The organism is Alicyclobacillus hesperidum, assembly GCF_900107035.1.
Classification (GTDB): domain Bacteria; phylum Bacillota; class Bacilli; order Alicyclobacillales; family Alicyclobacillaceae; genus Alicyclobacillus; species Alicyclobacillus hesperidum.
The window spans coordinates 129,536-147,474 of record NZ_FNOJ01000007.1 but is presented as its reverse complement, the minus strand read 5'-3'; the positions used below and the strand labels follow the sequence as shown (position 1 = coordinate 147,474).

Genomic DNA, 17,939 nt, shown 5'->3' with positions numbered 1-17,939 from the left:
CAATCTGGTTGGCTGCGAGCGTCGCAAAAACACACAACCCAATTCTAAAAGCCTTTTACGAACAGAAGCGGGCGGAAGGAAAGCATCCCCTAGCCGCCACTGGAGCCGTTGCACGCAAGTTAACGTATGTGATTCATGCGGTATTGCGAGATCGCAAACCGTATGAACCGATAGCTTGAAAAAGTGCAAATGAATATTCGGATCACCGTCTGTTTCCCTGAAACAGGCTTGGTTCCGTGCAACCTAAAACTCATCCCCTTCATTGCTCTAAGACTCGATAAAGGACTTGACATTACATAGCTGGTCTACTCGATTATGCACCATTCCCCGCCCACATCCCCGAAAACAGAAAGCTCATCCTAGCCGAGTGTATCGAGAGGCCAGCGTGAGGCTTGACACGTCGACGCGAAAGGTACGAGCGCCCGTTCGATAGGTATATCGCTGGACTTCTATGAATATTTTGGTTATATTTGAAATACTCAAGAAGCTTGAGGAGGGCTTTCGCTGCTATTTGTATTCGTGTTATTGATTGTAGGCGTATTTCACCTTGTTGCACCGAGAGCGGCTTGGTATCTGCACATCGGGTGGAAGTTAAGGGACGCCGAACCGTCTGATGGATATCTCATGTTTTTACGGGTTACCGGAGGGGCTGCGTGCCTATTTAGCCTCATTTTCATCATCGTCGCATTCGCATCGCCCCATACCTGACTTATGATTGCCTACTGGTATAGGCTACGGGGGGAATTCTCGTCAACGCAATGGAGAGTATGACCGCGCAGAGATTAGCGATTACGATCATCCCAACTGTGCCCGGCCATCCGCCTGAGCTCCAGAAGAATCCCCCTAGTGAGCCTCCGACACTGGATCCCACATAGTAAAACAGCAAGTACAGGGACGAGGCTTGTGCGTGCGCATGAATCGCTCGTCGTCCAACCCAACTGCTTGCGGTTGAGTGGCCGCCGAAAAATCCGAACGTGAAGACGGTCATGCCTATGACAATCCAAAAGAGATGCGGTAGGAGTGTAATCACAGCCCCGCCACCCATGAGAAGGACGTTGGCAAGAAGCACGCGCTTGCGTCCAATGCGATCCGCTAATCTCCCCATCCAAGAAGAACTAAAGGTGCCAGCAATATAGACGATAAACAGCATGCCGACAAGTGACTGGGACAGGCGATACGGCGGCGCAAGCAATCGAAAGCCAATATAGTTATAAAGACACACAAAGCCGCCCATAAGCAACGCTCCGATAAGGTAAAGGTAGATTAAGCCGCGATCGCGCAGTGCTTCGCGAAATGCTTGGAGCGCCGAGGATGGGCTGGTGGTTTGTGGGGTGAAGTGTCGCGACTTGGGCAAGCTTCGCCAAAAGTAAAGACTGAGGAAGAGGCTGACGGTGCCAAACACCAAAATTCCAATTCTCCACGAGAAGTGGTCTGCCAAAAAACTAATACAGATACGACCGAGTAGTCCCCCGATAGAATTGCCGCTGATGTAGAGCCCCATGGCGTAGCCCAGGCCACGCGGGGCGACTTCTTCGCTCAAATAGGCCATGGCTACGGCAGGTAGGCCCGCGAGCGTAAGTCCTTGCAGGGCGCGTACCACCAATAGGGCAGTGAATGACGGGCAAACAGCTGCAATGATTCCGAGCGCCGAGGAAGTGACTAATGACGTGACCATGACGGGCTTTCGTCCCCAGATATCGGATATCCAGGCGGCCATGGGTAGGGACACGGAAAGGATGAAAGTTGTCACAGATAGAGAAAGACTGGAGATGGCTGGCGTCAACTGAAAGCGAGCAGAGAAAATAGGGAATAGTGGTTGTACGCAGTACAGATTTGCAAACGTGACGATCCCGGCTGCCAAGAATGCAAGGCTGACCCGGCGATAGATGGTTGTACCTCGTTCGAGGTAGGTTTCAGCAGCCGTCTGTGTCGGAGTGCCGTCGTTCACTTTCAAGGACCTCTTTCCACGCTATGTACTCTCTTACAATACGCTTCTTTCCAAGTCGATTCCAATTGCGCACAAAGATTTGCTTTGCAAGTAGCCGTTCAGCCGCTCGGATTAGCGGTCCTCTTTGTTGACGGTGTACAATGGTGTCAATTCGACACATGGGACTTACCTTGCACGTTTGTGCGGTTGGAATAGGCGCCTGTTCATGGCGTCGAAAGGAACGATGAGATGGTATGCAAGCAGCATAACGGCACTCGAGCGCGGCGGAACTTCCGATGGCGCGCTTATGGCAAGTGGCTTGGTGCCTTCATCGCTGTGACTGTGGTGGGGGCTTGGCCGTTCGCCGCAAGCGCCCAGGTGGGCAAGCAGGCGGTCACTATGTCTGTGGAAGTGGGGTATAGCGGCTACTACAGCACGGATGATTGGGTTCCAGTGCATATTTCTCTCCACCATAACGGTGCAGCGACCACTGGCGATCTCGTTGTTGCGGTGAACGAATCCTTGAACAACGGGCGTCGTGGTGCCGGTGTGCTCAAGTGGCCGATTGCTCTGCCGCGGGATGGCTGGACAAGCAAGGAGATTGCGTTACCAGGCAACATATTGACGAAAGGGATAACGGTTTCCCTGATCGCAGGAGATGCGACGCTATCGACTGCGCCTCTAACGGGCAACGCGGTATCACATGTCGCACTCGTTGGCGTGATTTCTGATGATCCACAGGAAACACAGTTTTTGGCGGGTGCGAGCAGCGATTCGACGCCAGTGCTGCCGGTGGCCCTTGATGCATCACAGGTTCCTGTGGCTGTCGATCTATTAGCTGGCTTATCCGCGGTGGTTGCCTCAATTCCTGAACTTTCGTCGTTATCGACCATTCAACAAAGCGCGTTGCGCGAGTGGGTCAAGGAAGGCGGTCTTTTGATTGTGACTGGAGCCGGAAGTCCGCTTCCTGGGTGGCCCAACTTGCCTCTCATTGCCGGAGTTCCGTCGCAAGTAAGCGCGCAGCCGCTTGCCGATTTTGCCGGCGTGCAACCTTCGGCCGGTGCGCTTGCGATCGATGCCGCAGCCGTGCGTGGGAATGCCCGCATTTGGGCGGGATCGAACCAAATGCCGCTTCTTGCGAGTGAACAGGTCGGCAGGGGGCAAATTTGGCAAACGGCGTTCTCGCCGATGGATCCGCATTTGTTGGCGTGGACGGGAGATGCCCAAATGTGGACGGCGATTTTTCGATCCGCCGTCCTGGCAAGGGGGGCGGTATCGGCAGTACCCGCCTTGTTCAGCGAAAGCGGTGCGCTGTCTTTAACTTCTGTGGGCGACGCGTTGGCGCCATTGCGCATGCCATCACTTTCGACCTTTGGCGTAGTGTTTTTCATCTATATAGTCGTCGCAGGTCCGCTCGCGTTTTTTTGGCTCCATCGACGCCGCAAGGCGACTTGGGCATGGGTGGTATTACCCGTGTTGAGCGCTATGACGACGGTCGGTATCTACGCATTTGGCGGATCTGAGCGACCGAAGGGGTTATTGTTGGATGGCGTAGGCGTGATCGATTTAAGTGGTGACGGCAGTGGGTTTGCTTATGCGGCCGAGGCCTTCATGTCGCCTGACTCTGGTGACTTTCGTCTGCAACTGCCAGGTGGTAGCGATGTATTGCCACTTACAAGTGACAATCAGCCGCTGACCAAGTCGATCGTAACAAGTCGTGCGAGTGCGACCGATGTTTCGTTCTACAGTGTTCCGCGCTGGCACGTTCGGTATTTGTACACATCAGGTATTGATCGCGAGTGTGGAGAAATTGCGACACAGTTCACCGACGCATACGGTTTGCTGTTTGGCACGGTAGAAAACGACACGCCCTATACACTGGAGGATGTCGCTGTTGTCTGGAAGGGGACCATGATTCGCTTGGGAACGTTGACCCCCGGGCAGACGAAAACGATTCCTGTCGGTGGTGGAGCGGCGACGGTCTCTTGGATTTCTGATTATGGCGCCTACAACCGGGCCTTGACGCACGGGATTGGCCGTTCGCTCGGCGCTTACTTGTCCTCCTGGACGCCAAGCGCGTCGGCGAGCGAGACGCAGGCGATGCTGATCGCTACCACAGCAAACCGTACGCCGCAATTGCCAACGCCAGTGGGTGAGCGCCGCGTGACCAGCGCCAAGACGCTTACTTTGATTCGCGAATATGCTCCCGTTAGCCGCAGTCTGGAGGCAGATTGACCGTGATCTTGACGCAAAATTTGTGCAAGCGCTATGGCCGAATGGCGGCGGTTCAAGATATGAACCTGTCGATCGCTCCGGGAACCGTGTTTGGGTTGGTAGGAGAGAATGGCGCAGGCAAAACGACCGCCCTGTCGATGCTGGCCACGCTCTCGACACCGACATCCGGGCGCGCGTACATTCAGGGCTTTGAGGTTACACGTGAGCCGCGGGCAGTTCGGCGCTGTATCGGGTATATGCCTGATGCCTTCGGGGTGTATGACGATCTGACTGTCATGGAGTATCTGCGCTTTTTTGCGGATTGCTACCGGGTGGATCGACGCCTGGTAAAAGCCCGTGCGGATGATTTGTTGGAGCGCGTGCGGTTGACGGACAAACGTGACACATACGTCAATGCGCTGTCACGGGGTATGCAGCAGCGTTTGGAGATCGCCCGCTGCCTGATGCACGATCCCGCTGTTCTCATTTTGGACGAACCATCGTCTGGCCTGGATCCGAAGTCTCGCCTCGAGATGCGAACCGTGTTGCACGGACTGCGCGACATGGGGAAGACGGTGCTTATCAGTACGCACATCCTGAACGAACTTGCGGAAGTGGCCGACGAAGTTGGTATCCTGCGGCGCGGTGAACTGGTTGCCGTAGCTGCGGTGCAGGTCATGGTTCAGCATTCGAGTGCATATCGCACCATTCGTATCGATGGCCGTTTTGAACCTGGCGAATTGGAGCGCGTTTTGGCGGCGGATCGGCACGTCGTCGACGTCCATGCCGCGGATGCTGGCTGGAATGTCCTGTACGCAGGCACGCTCGCCCAACAGGCAGATCTGTTGACCACGCTTGTCCAGCACGGCATGGCGATCACGCAATTTAGTGAACAGCCCACGGATATCGAACAGTTGTTTTTACGGTTGTCTGCGATTCAGGAGGGGATGTGATGCGATTGCGGATCAATCCTTTGCTCGCCAAGGAATTCCATCAACGCATGCGCACGGCGCGAGCACCTATCGTCATTACATCGTATCTGTGCGGCATGTCGATACTAACCTTTTTCTTGCTGTACGAGAATGTGCAGGGGCAGCTGTACCTCGTGCAGCCGACCAAAAGCCAGCAGGTTTTTGTCCTGCTTAGCCTTTTGCAGATGACGGTCGTCGCGTTTCTAGCACCTGCCTTTGCAGCTGGCAGCGTCAGTGGTGAGCGCGAGCGCAAAACGCTCGCCGTGCTCTTGACGACGCCTGTGTCGCCAATTGGCATTTTATTAGGAAAAGTATTGTCGTCCAGCGCCTTGTTGGTGCTTCTAGTCGTGGTCACCCTGCCTGTTTATAGCCTCGTCTTTTTGTTTGGTGGGGCTGTCCCGCAGGAAGTTGTGTCCGTATTGGCGTTTCAGTTGCTCACCATCGTCGTCATCTCGACGATTTGCGTGTTGTTCTCGACGATCGCGCTGCGTTCGACATGGAGTACGGTGTTTTCTTACGGCACCGTGGGCCTGATGATGGTTGTTTTCGGCGCTTTAGGTTATGGGTTGAAAGGCCTGTATGAGCAGAATCCAATCGATCTTTTTACCCTTTCGTGGTCGCACTTTTTCTACGCGTTGAATCCTTTATACGTGGAAGCGGCCTTAGAAGGAGCCGTGTCAGCCGATCCATCCATCTGGGTGACGTTTGTCGAGTTTTATGCGGTTGCCATTGTGATTTTGCTCGTGCCAAGCCTATGGCGTCTGCGCCCGCAGTGGTTTTCCTGGCTTCCATTTTGGTCGCGCAGCACCGAAAAACAATACCAATAATACGCATATTGTTTCCTCCGCGCGCGTAGACCTTTATGGACGTGCCGCTTCGCGGGGGGAATCTTGATGCTCATTGTGCAAATTCTGTTCTCGCTCGCCATGGTTCTGTTCGGCGCTGAACTCTTTACGAATGCCATCGAGTGGGTCGGTAACAAGTTTGGGCTAGGGCAGGGTGCTGTAGGGAGTATTTTGGCCGCGGTAGGCACCGCGCTGCCGGAAACGGCGGTACCGGTGACCGCTATTCTGATGGGTGGCAGCAAGGAAGCGGAACAGGTTGGGATCGGGGGGATCCTCGGCGCTCCCTTTTTGCTCGCGACGTTAGGCGGGTTGGTCATTGCGAGTGCGACGCTGGCGTTTCGCTTCGGCCATTCGCTGTACCAACTACACATTCAGCGGCGCGCATACATGCGTGACATGCTCTGTTTTTTAGTGGCTTATGTGTTATCCATGTTGCCGGCCCTGTTCCCCCTAACTGAGGTTCGTCGCTTTGTGCCCATTGCGCTTGTTCTTTTGTACATCGTATTTGTCATTTGGACGCTTCGCGATAAGGCAGAAACCACGGACGCGGGAGATCTTAAACCACTGTATTTGCAACCAGGGGTGGGCGAACCTTCATTTGGTCTCGTCAGTTTGCAACTTCTTGTGTCACTTGCACTCATTGTCGGCGGTGCACACATTTTGACGGGCGGGGTCGAACAAATCGCCTTACAAATTGGCTTGCCAACGTTTGTGTTGTCAGCTTTGATTATTCCCCTTGCCACAGAGTTGCCAGAAACGTTAAACAGTGTGGTTTGGATTCGACAGGGCAAGGACAGTTTGGCTTTAGGCAACGTCACCGGCGCGATGGTGTTTCAAAGTACGCTCGTTCCTGCGCTTGGTATTTGGATGACACCATGGAATTTGACGGCTGAAGCGCGCTTGACGGCGGTTTTAACGTTTTCGGCAGCGCTTTTCACCGTCGTGATGTATCGTGTGCGCCGCATACTCGAGCCCTGGACACTGCTCATTGCCTCTACGCTCTATTTCGTACTTCCTATGCTCACGCTTGTGAAACGTTTTCACCAGGCACATTACTACTGGATCTTCGGCAGCGTGATCGCAATCATCGTGTTAGTAGCCTGCTTTACCGTACAAAAATTGCGGCAGACCAGACTACGCTGACCCAGACTGATCGCAATCAGGATAAGATGGGACGATGGATGGTAAAACGCGTTCAAACTGCGTGTGGCTCTCTTCGACGCACCATGTGAGCCGGACGGCTCGTTTCTCAGAGCCGCCCGGCGTTCTGCGTCATGGCCTGTGTTGCCCCAATTCTTTGAATACCTCGTCATACACTGCGACGGTACGTTCAATGTCCTCATCGGTATGTACAGCCGAGACAAACCACGCTTCGTACTTCGACGGTGCAATCAGAATGTTGCGATCCGCCAACAAGTGAAAGAAGCGGGCAAATTGGTCGCTGTCTGTCGCGTTGGCGTCGTCGTAGTTGCGCACCGGATGACTTCCGAAATAAATGGTGAACGCTCCGCCCATACGATTGATGGTGATCGAGACACCGTGACGTTTAGCTGCTTCGTGGGCTGCCTCGGTCAAAACTTGTGCTCGCCGCGCCATGTCGTCATAGATGCCAGGTTCCTGCAGCACGTCGAGACATGCCATGCCGGTGCGCATCGACAGGGGATTTCCCGCCATGGTTCCAGCCTGATACGCAGGACCAAGCGGCGCCACCTGCTCCATGATGTCCTTCCGCCCACCATATGCGCCAATGGGCAGGCCACCCCCAATGATCTTCCCGAGCGCGTACAAATCTGGATGCACGTCGTACATCTGCGCGGCGCTTCCGTAATGGAAGCGAAATGCTGTAATGACTTCATCGAAAATGACGAGCGCACCGTGTTGATGTGCGAGATCGATGACTTGCCCTAAATAACGGTCGTCTCGTGGTGGAACGATGCCGAAGTTGCCGACAATAGGTTCGACGAGCACTGCTGCCACGTCTGTACCGTGTACTTCGAGCGCTTTTGCCAAGATATCGGGATCGTTAAACGGAACGGTAATCACTTCACTGGCGATGTTCGCGGTCACCCCTGCACTGTCGGGGACGCCGATGGACGATGGGCCTGATCCGGCCGCAACCAACATAGCATCCGAGTGGCCATGATAACAGCCGGCAAACTTCAAAACCTTGCGCCGCCCCGTATAGGCGCGTGCCACGCGAATCGTGGTCATAACGGCCTCGGTTCCGGAATTGACAAAACGGATGCGCTCCAAGTCAGGAATAGCTTGCCGCAGTTTTTCTGCGAACAGCACCTCGGACGGCGTCGGAGTTCCGTAGAGCACTCCGTCGACCGCCGCTTGCGCAATCGCCTCCGTGATGGCGGGATGCGCGTGTCCGAGAATCGACGGGCCGTATGCCGCAAGATAATCGATATATTCGTTGCCATCGACGTCGTACATGTGTGACCCTTGTCCGCGGACCATGACCGTTGGCGTACCGCCACCGACGGATTTGTACGATCGCGATGGGCTGTTGACACCACCGAGAATAACCGCTTGTGCTCGTTCAAACCACAGTTTGGACTGTGTGCGATCGAGAACCATCTATCACCACTCCTTAAGCCTTTATTGTTCCACTGCCAAGCTCTGATGGTCAACTCCAGATGCCATTGCATGAGCCGTGCCATGTGTGGAAACGGTAAAACAAACGGGGAGAGGAGGGAAATGTTTTGCGTAGACCTGTTGCGACGGCGGCAAAGGAGCTTTCTTCTGTTTTGACATCCGGGGGCGACGTTCGTTATGACCATCGGCTCTATCTCGCCGAAACGGCCATAGGTATGGCTGTTCAGCGCGGGCTTAAGGTTCCGGCTCAGGGTGTGCTTGACACACATATGCGCCATTCCGTATAATCTCACCTCAGTATAGTAACCAACATATCGATTTGATGAGGAAGCAGAGTACAGGCGGTTTGGGCTGTTTCAGAGAGAGTACGCCGTGGCTGCAAGCGACTCCAGCCTGCGTTTGGAAAGACGGCTTCTGAAAACGCGAGCTGCTGATAGGTGGCCGCGCGTCGTCGGCGCGTTATGCCGTTGAGGTGGAACGTCTCGTTCAAGCAGGGTGGCACCGCGGAAGCGCTCTTTCGTCCCTGCCGGTATCTACCGGCATCGACGAAAGAGCGTTTTTTGATCCCGCGGCCAATCCTCGCGACATCAGCGGTAGCATGGAAAAGGAGGATGACACATGGAGATTCAACGTCCTCGCGGCACGGTCGATCTCCTGCCGGGCGAAGTGGAAGTTTGGCAGGCGCTTGAAAGTACGGTGCGCGATGTGCTGGACAAGGCCAACTACGGCGAAATACGCACACCTATCTTTGAACACACAGAGTTGTTCGAGCGCGGTGTCGGTGAGACGACAGACATCGTGTCGAAAGAGATGTACACGTTTCTCGATCGCGGCAATCGCAGTGTTACCTTGCGGCCGGAGGGCACGGCGGGTGCTGTGCGGGCGTTTGTCGAGAACAAGCTGTACGGCACCGGCGCATTGGCGAAATTGTATTATATCGGTCCAATGTTTCGCTATGAGAAACCGCAAAAGGGGCGCCTTCGGCAGTTTCATCAATACGGCGCAGAAGTGTTGGGATCAGAACTACCTGCCGTCGATGCCGAGGTCATCGCGCTCAGCCTCGCCGTTTTAGAGCGCCTTGGTCTGCAAAACCTGACCGTCGAACTCAACTCGGTCGGTTGTAGCGTGTGTCGACCCGTGCACAGGGCGCAGATGATTGAACGGCTATTGCCGCATCGCGACGAATTGTGCCGCGATTGCCAAGTGCGATTGGAGAAGAATCCGCTGCGCTTGTTTGACTGCAAAAACGAGTCGTGCCAGGCAGTGTTGCGGGAAGCGAACGTCCCATACATCGTCGACGTCCTTTGCGATGAGTGCAAGGATCATTTTGAGCAGGTACAGGGCTATTTACGGGCAATGGATGTTCCGTTCGAGATTGCTAAAAATCTCGTTCGCGGACTCGATTACTATACGCGCACGGCGTGGGAGATCACGACCCCGGGATTTTCCACCATCGCCGGTGGTGGGCGCTATAACGGCCTGGTCGAGGAATTAGGTGGGCCATCGACACCTGGCATCGGCTTTGCCGGCGGGATTGAACGCGCAATCGCCGTGTTGGCGTCGCAAAACGTGCAAATCGGCCGCACGGTGGGGCTCGATGCGTTTGTGGCAGTTGCCGACCGAGGTGCCGAACATACGGCGATGGCCGTGCTTAAGTCATTGCGCCGCTTGGGGCTGCGTGCGGACAGAGACTATCAAGGGCGTAGCCTAAAGTCGCAGTTGAAGTTGGCGGATCGGCTACAAGCGCGATTTGTCATCATGATAGGGGAAAGCGAGTTGGCCTCTGGAAAGGCGACGGTCAAGCAGCTCGCCACAGGTGTACAGCGCGAAATTCCGTTTGCCGAACTGGCGGATGCCATTGAACGAGGGGGAAGTGAGTGGTGATTGTGGAGCAACAGGTGATGCATCGTTTAACACGCAGTCATTGGGTGGCAGACACTCTGTCGGCGCTGCCAGGGACATCTGTCGTGCTGGCCGGTTGGGTACAGCGTCGGCGCGATTTTGGGAGTGTGGTGTTTGTCGACCTGCGCGATCGCTCGGGTATCGTTCAGCTTGTGTTCGATCGCGGCCGGGGCACGCCGGAGCATGCGATGGAAGCGGCAGATAAATTGCGTAACGAGTTCGTGATTGCCATCGAGGGCACGCTGGAAAAGCGGGATGCAGAGACCATCAATCCGAAGATTGCAACCGGTGAAATCGAAGTCGTGGTGCGCGACATCGTGATCGAAAACACGGCGAAAAACCCGCCATTTTATATCCAGGATGGCGTCGAGGTCGACGAAGCGGTGCGTCTGCGCCACCGTTACTTGGACTTGCGGCGCCCCGAGATGCAGAGCATTCTGATGATGCGTCACCGCATCATTCGTGCGTTCCGCCAATACTTGGACGATCACGGCTTTTTGGAAATCGAGACCCCAATTTTAACGAAAAGTACGCCTGAAGGCGCTCGTGATTATCTGGTACCGAGTCGCCTGCAACCAGGTGAGTTCTACGCTTTGCCACAATCGCCACAGATCTTTAAGCAATTGCTGATGGTGTCTGGGTTTGAGCGGTACTACCAAATTGCGCGTTGTTTCCGCGACGAAGATTTGCGGGCGGATCGGCAACCCGAGTTCACCCAGCTCGATATTGAAACGTCGTTCTTGCCACAGGCGGCTTTGCAAGACATGATGGAGGAGATGGTTGCCAACGTCTTGCGCGATGTCGCTGGCGTGGAAGTGCCGCGGCCATTTCAGCGTCTTCCGTATGCCGAGGCGATGGACAAATACGGGTCCGATAAGCCGGATTTGCGTTTCGACATGGCCTTTGTCGATCTCGCCGACGTGCTTGCGGGCACTGATTTCCGCGTGTTTGCTGACGTTTTGGCAAAGGGTGGGGTTCTTAAGGCCTTGGTCGCGCCTGGCTGTGCGGGGTACAGCCGCAAGCAAACAGACGATCTCGTCGACTTTGTGAAGGGTTACGGACTCGGTGGTCTTGCCTACATCGCTGTTCTCGAAGATGGCAGTTTTCGCTCGTCCATCAGCAAGTTTTTCTCGGACGAGCAGTTCCGGGCCATCGCCGATTGTGCAAAGGCGAAGCCGGGCGATCTGATCCTGATTGGCGCCGGATCGCGCAAGCAAGTACTACCAGCGCTTGGGGCACTGCGTAGCCATCTTGGCCAGACGCTCGGGCTTGCCGATCCAAACGCGTACAAGTTTTTATGGATCACCGATTTCCCTCTTCTGTCGTACGACGAAGAGGAGAAGCGCTGGGTCGCTGAACATCATCCTTTCACGATGCCGCGCGAGGAAGATATTCCGCTGTTAGGCACAGACCCCGGCAAGGTGAGGGCGCAGGCGTACGATATGGTCCTCAACGGCTTTGAGATCGGCGGCGGATCGATGCGTATTTATCGCCGGGAGATCCAAGAGCAGATGTTCGCGGCGCTTGGGTTCACGAAGGAGGAAGCGTACGACAAGTTTGGCTTCCTGTTGAACGCATTTGAATATGGCACGCCTCCGCACGGTGGTATTGCCTTTGGCTTGGATCGCATCATCATGCTGCTTGCGGGAGCCAAGTCGTTGCGCGATGTCATTGCATTTCCGAAGACGGCGAGCGGCACGGACCTGATGATGGAGGCACCGGGCGAAGTGTCTGAAGAACAGCTGAAAGTGTTGCATTTACGTGTCCGCCATCATGGGTAAGACGACGAGGAGGGCAGGGCGAATGGGCTCTGCTCCTTCTGTTTTTACGGAAGCGCGATTGCGTTGTATAATCGTATAAAGTCGAGTGGATGACTAGGAATTTATTTGGTTACGCCAGGAAAGAGGCGATGCAATGGATCTGTTCGCGATGGCGTCCGAGCGCGATCGCGCCGATGCCGCACCGCTTGCCTACCGCATGCGGCCAACTTCGCTGGATGAAGTGGTCGGCCACGCGCACATCGTAGGGGCGCGGGGGTTATTGCGCAGGATGATTGAGCAGGATAGGATGCAATCCATCATCTTGTTTGGCCCGCCAGGGACAGGCAAGACGACATTGGCACAGGTCATTGCCCACCAGACGAAGGCCAGCTTTGTGCAGTTGAATGCCGTGACGGCAGGTGTTGCGGACATTCGGAAAGCGGTGGATGCGGCAAAGGAGCAACAAGAACTATACGCTCGACGCACGGTGTTGTTTCTCGACGAAATTCATCGATTCAATAAGAGCCAGCAAGACGCATTGTTGCCACACGTCGAAGCTGGTTTGTTGATTTTGGTTGGGGCGACGACGGAAAACCCATACTTTGAAGTCAACTCTGCTTTGGTTTCGCGATCGCACGTGTTTCATTTGGAACCGCTGACGGCAAACGAGATTGGTGTTTTACTTGACCGGGCTTGTAGTGACGGCGAACGTGGCCTCGGGCGCATGCATGTGCAACTAAGTTCTGACGCGCGCCGTGCAATCTGCCTGCAGGCGGGCGGCGATGCGCGCCGGGCCCTGAATTTACTCGAACTGGCGGCGTTCGCGGCGTCGATTGGCGAAGATGGACAGACGCAGATCGGTGTCGAAGAGGTCGAGGCTGCCCTGCAGTCGGCTGGCGGTGTGCGCTACGATAAATCGGGCGACGAACATTACGATACGATTTCAGCGTTCATTAAGTCGGTTCGCGGGTCCGATCCGGATGCCGCTGTCTTGTGGCTTGCAAAAATGTTGACCGGTGGGGAGGATCCGGCATTCATTGCCCGGCGGCTGATGATTTTGGCCGCGGAGGATATCGGCAATGCCGATCCATATGCGTTGACGCTGGCGGTAAGTGGCTGGCAGGCTGCCATGGCCATCGGCATGCCCGAGGCGCGCATCATCTTGTCGCAGGTGACGACGTACTTGGCGACAGCACCCAAGTCGAATGCCGCGTACAAGGCCATCAATGAGGCTCTCGCCGACGTCAAAAACGGTTTGCCGCTCGTCGTGCCGCCACACTTGCGGGGAACGGGCTATAGTGGGGCGCAGAAGTTGGGGCATGGAGTGGGTTATCTCTATCCACATGACTATCCCGGCCATCACGTGAAGCAAGATTATTGGCCCGTTGGCGTCGAACCACGCACGTATTATCGAGAGGGGGACGGCCAATCGTGAAGATATCGACGAAGGGGCGCTACGGCCTCATGCTGCTGGTCGATCTCGCCAAGCAGGCGACCGATGCGCCCATTTCGCTAAAGTCGGTTGCTGAACGACAGAACTTATCTGAACATTACTTGGAACAACTCATTGCCCCATTGCGCAATGGGGGCTTTGTCCGCAGTATCCGCGGCGCTTACGGCGGCTACGTGCTCGCCCGCAATCCGCGCGACATCGTTGTTAAAGATATTATCTTTGCCCTAGAGGGTCCGATTACCATCGTCGACGAAGATATCGACGATGGACTCGATGTGCTCTGGACGCGTCTACGGGAAGCCATCCACGACGTGTTGAGTTCCTTAACGCTGCAAGATTTGGTCGATATGCGCGGGCAGTCAGAGCACGGATACATGTTTTACATCTGATTTGTTTCTGTCTGGCAAGGAGGAGAGCGCGTGATTTATCTCGACAATGCAGCGACGACTCCGCTTGCAGAAGCCGTTCAGAAGGCGATGGAGCCGTTTCTCACCTCGATTTACGGCAACCCATCCAGTACCCATACGGCGGGCAGACAAGCTCGGCAAGCCGTCGAGCGGGCGCGACGCACCATTGCTTCATGGCTGGATTGCGATCCTCGCGATCTGATTTTTACGAGTGGCGGTACAGAAGCGGATAACGCCGCGCTTGTCGGCGCTTATTTGGGGCGACAGCAAAGCCGCAAGCACATCGTTGCCAGCGCGATCGAACATCACGCTGTACTGCATACGTTGTCCTTTCTGGAATCCCTTGGCGCGGAGGTGACGCTGGTTCCGGTGGATCGATACGGCTTGGTCGATCCCGCGAACGTCGTTCGTTGTCTGCGCCCCGATACCGCCTTGGTAAGCGTCATGGCCATCAACAACGAGCTTGGGACCATTGAGCCTATTGAAGAGATGGCTCGCCTAGTCAAGCGGCATGATCCACAGATCATCGTGCACAGCGATATGGTCCAAGCGTTACCTGTACAACGGATTGGGCTCGTGCAAACAGATATCGACATGGCGACGTTTTCGGCGCACAAAATTCATGGCCCAAAGGGTATTGGCTTATTGTATGTGCGCAAACATACGCCGTGGCAGCCGCTTTTGTATGGGGGGAACCAAGAGCAGAAGCGGCGTGGCGGGACGGAGAACGTCGCCGGTGCGATTGGTTTTGCGGCAGCTATCGATGTTTTGGCTCGTCATTTTGACGATCACGTCGCGCACCTCGTGTCTCTACGGGATGTATTCTGGGCATCTCTGGCCGATGTGCCTGGCGTGCATCGGTTGAGTCCGCCGGACGCTGCGCCATCGATTTTGAATGTCGCCTTCGACGGCGTCCGCAACGATGTCTTGCTGATGCGCCTGGATCTCGAGGGTGTGATGGCATCTGCCGGATCGGCCTGCACAGCGGGAAGTCTGGAGCCAAGTCACGTCATCCAGGCCTGTGGACTGGGACATGTGCGCGAGGCGGTGCGGTTTAGTTTTAGTTGGCAAAATACCATTGACGAAATGAAACAGGCCGCTCGTGTCGTAAAGGAATGTGTCCAATTGATTCGTTCACGTTTCACAGTTTCGTGACATTTCGTAAGCCACTTCGGCTCTGTTAACCAGTTTCTGCATTGCAAACGTTCCACCATAGGCGTACCATTGACCAGGAATCTCGTTCGGTATATATTTCGCAAGCTGAAATTTGGTTTTGCAATTATCCATCCTGGGAAAGCTATTGATCAATTGCGAAATTATATCCAACGGGAACGATGGCGTAGCCGAGGTGCGCCTTCCATTTGCGAGAAGGGGGGACCTAGGAATGCGGTGTCCGAGTTGCACAAGCCGGGATATCGGTAAAATTGGTGCAAATCAGTACTATTGCTGGAGCTGCTTCGCGGAGTTCAACGTGTCTGGTGATGAAGTCCGCGTCTACGAGGTGGCCGAGGACGGTTCGTTGATCGTGGTTGAACATCCGTCCAACGCATTGGAATATGGAACCGGCGCTTAAGCCGATTGGGATAGGAAGATGCAAAAGGACGGCAAATGGCCGTCCTTTTGATTTATGGATGGCTGTGTGGCAAACCGTATAAGCCCATGGCGGACAATGCCAATCCACCTAGGCAAGATAGCGCCACATACGTGAGCGACAAAATCTCTTGACGAGCGCGAAAAAGGCTTACCGCTTCGTATGAAAAGGTTGAGAATGTCGTATAAGCCCCGCATAGCCCCACGCCCAAGACCAGCATTGGGACGTTGTGCAAGGTAGGAACAAGTTTGTGCAGATGACTCGTCAGCCAGCCAAGGAGCCACGATCCGCTCAGATTGATGGCGAGAGTCGCCCAAGGGAATGGGGAGCTTGTCCGAGCGTTGATGGCACGCGAGACCTGGTAGCGCAGCAGTGCCCCCACGACGCCTCCGATTCCGACCCATAACATGGTCATATACGTCACGTCGTGATCCTCCTAGCGAGCGCCGGCGCGAAACATGCCGTCCGCGATTCGAAATCCAGCATAGCTGAAGAGTAAACCGCCACCAACAGACAGCAATATGTAGAGAAGAGCAAGGTCAACCTGTCCGACCTGATAAAGTTTCCATGCGTCGACCGTAAACGTGGAAAACGTCGTGAACGCGCCGATGAGGCCCGTGCCGATGCCCAGCCGAATGTGTGGATGAATAGGCAGTCGTTCACTGGTCATCGTGTTCAACCATCCGAGCACCAAGCAACCCGCCCAGTTGATGAGGAGTGTGGCGACGTTGAAGCCGTGAGCCGTTCCGACCCACTCGCTGATCACGTAACGCAATATGGCACCGACAAATCCTCCGGCGGCGACGGCCAAATATGGCAACGACCTCACCTTCCCGTGATAACTTGTCTTCAGTATACACAAGCCTCTTCGAATCTCGAAGCGAATTTATCATATAGCAAATGATGGAACGGAAAGTTGCATATACTGTGAAGAGCCTTGTCCACGGGTCTATGGGATATGGCCAAAATTCCCCCGGAGGTGCTCGGTGTTGCCGACAAGTCGCTATTTTCGAGTCGCCCTGTCGGTCGCGGCGACGCTTTTGTGCATCTACTTGTTTGGCCTGTTGCGGGGATTTTTCATGGACATTTGGGCCGTCATCAGCACCGTCTTTTATCCCTTTCTCGCGGCTCTCATCATTAGTTACATCCTTCAGCCTGTGGTCGAGTTGCTACATCGCCGGCGCGTTCCGCGCAGCGCCGCTATTTTGTGCATTTACTTCACATTCGCTATCTTGGTGGTCGTCGGGGTACTCAATGCCGTGCCTGTGATTTCCCGGCAGATATCGCAACTTGTCAGCAGCTTTCCTGCGATCACGGCGCAAATCAGCCACTGGATGGATATGGTGAACAGCCGTAAGCAATATCTTCCCGATACCGTTCGCGTAGGTCTCGAAAATGCCTTGCAACAACTGGAACATCGTTTTGAAACGGCACCCACGGGGATCTTTTCGTTCATCAGCAGTACTATCAATGCCATTTTCATGGCGTTCATCGTTCCTTTTCTCGTGTTTTACATGTTGAAGGACGCTAAAGCGATTGGCCGGGCCATGGTGGGATTGGCGCCAGTTCGCTATAAACGCCGCGTTCGCATCATTCTGCACGGCATCGACGAGACCTTAGGCGGCTATATCCGCGGCCAGTTTCTTGTGATGTTGGCGATTGGCATTCTTGCTTTCATCGGTTACTTGATCATCGGCATGCCTTACGCGCTCTTACTCGCTCTGTTTTTGGCCATCGCTGACATCATTCCGTACCTTGGCCCCATTATTGGCATCGCGCCCGCGGTCATCATCGCGCTGACTGTGAGCCCTGCGCTTTTGATCAAGGTTGTCATCGTCAATATCGCCGTTCAGCAGTGCGAAGGTAACTTCATTTCGCCACAAATCATGGGACGTACCTTAAAATTGCATCCCATGGCAATTGTCGCAGCGTTGCTGATCGGCGGTGAACTTGCTGGCGTGGTCGGACTCATCCTTGCGGTACCGACACTGGCCGTGCTAAAAGTCGTTTGGACCAGTTGGGCAAACGAGCGTCGATCGCGCGTCCCGAAGTGAATTGACAGCGGCCCGCGAGACCGATAGAATCAAAAATCGACAAAGCGATGCGGAAGCTGAGTACGTCGAGATCCACTCGTTCAGAGAGGGCGGGCATCAGGTGGGAGCCGCCCCGGGTGGCCGGCCGAAGCTACTTCCAAGCGCATGCTGACAAACGCATGCCGGGTGCGCCCGTTACAGCGAAGAGGGACAAGCTCCTAGCTTGTAACCAGGG

Annotated in this window: 17 protein-coding genes and 1 other annotated feature (1 of these 18 cut by a window edge); of the genes, 13 read left to right on the top strand and 4 right to left on the bottom strand. The window is 55.1% G+C overall.

The features are described 5' to 3' along the window. The first annotated feature begins 519 nt into the window (after positions 1–519). A complete protein-coding gene (locus tag BLU70_RS14950; protein ID WP_040288278.1) occupies positions 520–708 on the top strand; it encodes a DUF6199 family natural product biosynthesis protein in 189 nt (62 codons plus the stop codon). Between the two features lies 1 nt (position 709). Here the strand turns inward: BLU70_RS14950 and BLU70_RS07495 are convergent, their stop codons facing one another. Then, positions 710–1,948, bottom strand: a complete 1,239-nt coding sequence (locus BLU70_RS07495; protein ID WP_074692999.1) for an MFS transporter — start codon at positions 1,946–1,948, stop codon at positions 710–712. Between the two features lie 228 nt (positions 1,949–2,176). Between BLU70_RS07495 and BLU70_RS07490 the strand changes: the two genes are divergently transcribed. The 4 genes from BLU70_RS07490 to BLU70_RS07475 all read left to right on the top strand — a co-directional run bounded on the left by BLU70_RS07490 (position 2,177) and on the right by BLU70_RS07475 (position 7,100). Next, positions 2,177–4,162, top strand: a complete 1,986-nt coding sequence (locus tag BLU70_RS07490) for a fimbrial biogenesis chaperone (protein ID WP_244885140.1) — start codon at positions 2,177–2,179, stop codon at positions 4,160–4,162. Between the two features lie 2 nt (positions 4,163–4,164). Then, positions 4,165–5,094: an ABC transporter ATP-binding protein gene (locus BLU70_RS07485; RefSeq protein WP_074692997.1), complete on the top strand. Its 930-nt coding sequence runs from the start codon at positions 4,165–4,167 to the stop codon at positions 5,092–5,094. Beyond that, positions 5,094–5,939, top strand: a complete 846-nt coding sequence (locus BLU70_RS07480; protein ID WP_040288282.1) for an ABC transporter permease — start codon at positions 5,094–5,096, stop codon at positions 5,937–5,939. Before BLU70_RS07485 ends, BLU70_RS07480 begins: the two co-directional genes overlap by 1 nt. A 66-nt stretch (positions 5,940–6,005) precedes the next feature. Continuing rightward, positions 6,006–7,100: a sodium:calcium antiporter gene (locus tag BLU70_RS07475; protein WP_100218554.1), complete on the top strand. Its 1,095-nt coding sequence runs from the start codon at positions 6,006–6,008 to the stop codon at positions 7,098–7,100. A 129-nt stretch (positions 7,101–7,229) separates the two neighbouring features. Here BLU70_RS07475 and BLU70_RS07470 read toward each other — a convergent pair whose 3' ends face one another. Next, a complete protein-coding gene (locus tag BLU70_RS07470) occupies positions 7,230–8,540 on the bottom strand; it encodes a glutamate-1-semialdehyde 2,1-aminomutase (RefSeq protein ID WP_006445496.1) in 1,311 nt (436 codons plus the stop codon). 125 nt (positions 8,541–8,665) lie between these two features. Here BLU70_RS07470 and BLU70_RS07465 point away from each other — a divergent pair, with 125 nt between their 5' ends. The 7 genes from BLU70_RS07465 (at position 8,666) to BLU70_RS07435 (ending at position 15,653) form a co-directional block, all read left to right on the top strand. Then, positions 8,666–8,845 (top strand): hypothetical protein, encoded by a 180-nt coding sequence (locus tag BLU70_RS07465; RefSeq protein WP_074692995.1) that lies wholly within the window; start codon positions 8,666–8,668, stop codon positions 8,843–8,845. A gap of 331 nt (positions 8,846–9,176) precedes the next feature. Continuing rightward, positions 9,177–10,442, top strand: a complete 1,266-nt coding sequence (hisS, locus tag BLU70_RS07460) for a histidine--tRNA ligase (protein WP_074692993.1) — start codon at positions 9,177–9,179, stop codon at positions 10,440–10,442. Further along, positions 10,439–12,241 (top strand): aspartate--tRNA ligase, encoded by a 1,803-nt coding sequence (gene aspS, locus BLU70_RS07455; protein ID WP_081503852.1) that lies wholly within the window; start codon positions 10,439–10,441, stop codon positions 12,239–12,241. The genes hisS and aspS overlap by 4 nt, the downstream gene beginning before the upstream one ends. A 133-nt stretch (positions 12,242–12,374) precedes the next feature. After that, positions 12,375–13,655 carry a replication-associated recombination protein A gene (locus BLU70_RS07450; RefSeq protein WP_006445499.1) on the top strand — a complete coding sequence of 427 codons (1,281 nt, stop codon included), beginning with the start codon at positions 12,375–12,377 and terminating at the stop codon, positions 13,653–13,655. After that, on the top strand, positions 13,652–14,062 hold the full coding sequence (cymR, locus tag BLU70_RS07445) for a cysteine metabolism transcriptional regulator CymR (protein WP_074692991.1): 411 nt from the start codon (positions 13,652–13,654) through the stop codon (positions 14,060–14,062). The genes BLU70_RS07450 and cymR overlap by 4 nt, the downstream gene beginning before the upstream one ends. Positions 14,063–14,092: 30 nt before the next feature. Then, complete coding sequence (locus BLU70_RS07440; RefSeq protein ID WP_006445501.1) at positions 14,093–15,235, top strand: cysteine desulfurase family protein; 1,143 nt, start codon at positions 14,093–14,095, stop codon at positions 15,233–15,235. Between the two features lie 229 nt (positions 15,236–15,464). Next, complete coding sequence (locus BLU70_RS07435) at positions 15,465–15,653, top strand: hypothetical protein (protein WP_040288286.1); 189 nt, start codon at positions 15,465–15,467, stop codon at positions 15,651–15,653. A 52-nt stretch (positions 15,654–15,705) separates the two neighbouring features. Here BLU70_RS07435 and crcB (BLU70_RS07430) read toward each other — a convergent pair whose 3' ends face one another. Together crcB (BLU70_RS07430) and crcB (BLU70_RS07425) are read right to left on the bottom strand one after the other, a co-directional pair. Further along, positions 15,706–16,086 (bottom strand): fluoride efflux transporter CrcB, encoded by a 381-nt coding sequence (gene crcB, locus BLU70_RS07430; RefSeq protein ID WP_040288365.1) that lies wholly within the window; start codon positions 16,084–16,086, stop codon positions 15,706–15,708. 21 nt (positions 16,087–16,107) lie between these two features. Further along, on the bottom strand, positions 16,108–16,491 hold the full coding sequence (gene crcB / locus BLU70_RS07425) for a fluoride efflux transporter CrcB (RefSeq protein ID WP_040288287.1): 384 nt from the start codon (positions 16,489–16,491) through the stop codon (positions 16,108–16,110). Positions 16,492–16,657: 166 nt separating this feature from the next. Here crcB (BLU70_RS07425) and BLU70_RS07420 point away from each other — a divergent pair, with 166 nt between their 5' ends. After that, positions 16,658–17,725, top strand: a complete 1,068-nt coding sequence (locus BLU70_RS07420; RefSeq protein WP_006445503.1) for an AI-2E family transporter — start codon at positions 16,658–16,660, stop codon at positions 17,723–17,725. Between the two features lie 38 nt (positions 17,726–17,763). After that, positions 17,764–17,939, top strand: a binding site (T-box leader); it runs 36 nt beyond the window's last position.

What these genes read in the sequence shown, in the direction of transcription:
- BLU70_RS07490 (WP_244885140.1), top strand. Translation starts at nt 2,177, where the DNA reads ATGGTATGCAAGCAGCATAACGGCACTCGAGCGCGGCGGAACTTCCGA.
- BLU70_RS07480 (WP_040288282.1), top strand. Translation starts at nt 5,094, where the DNA reads ATGCGATTGCGGATCAATCCTTTGCTCGCCAAGGAATTCCATCAACGC.
- BLU70_RS07475 (WP_100218554.1), top strand. Translation starts at nt 6,006, where the DNA reads ATGCTCATTGTGCAAATTCTGTTCTCGCTCGCCATGGTTCTGTTCGGC.
- BLU70_RS07470 (WP_006445496.1), bottom strand. Translation starts at nt 8,540, where the DNA reads ATGGTTCTCGATCGCACACAGTCCAAACTGTGGTTTGAACGAGCACAA.
- hisS (WP_074692993.1), top strand. Translation starts at nt 9,177, where the DNA reads ATGGAGATTCAACGTCCTCGCGGCACGGTCGATCTCCTGCCGGGCGAA.
- BLU70_RS07450 (WP_006445499.1), top strand. Translation starts at nt 12,375, where the DNA reads ATGGATCTGTTCGCGATGGCGTCCGAGCGCGATCGCGCCGATGCCGCA.
- BLU70_RS07435 (WP_040288286.1), top strand. Translation starts at nt 15,465, where the DNA reads ATGCGGTGTCCGAGTTGCACAAGCCGGGATATCGGTAAAATTGGTGCA.
- crcB (WP_040288365.1), bottom strand. Translation starts at nt 16,086, where the DNA reads ATGACCATGTTATGGGTCGGAATCGGAGGCGTCGTGGGGGCACTGCTG.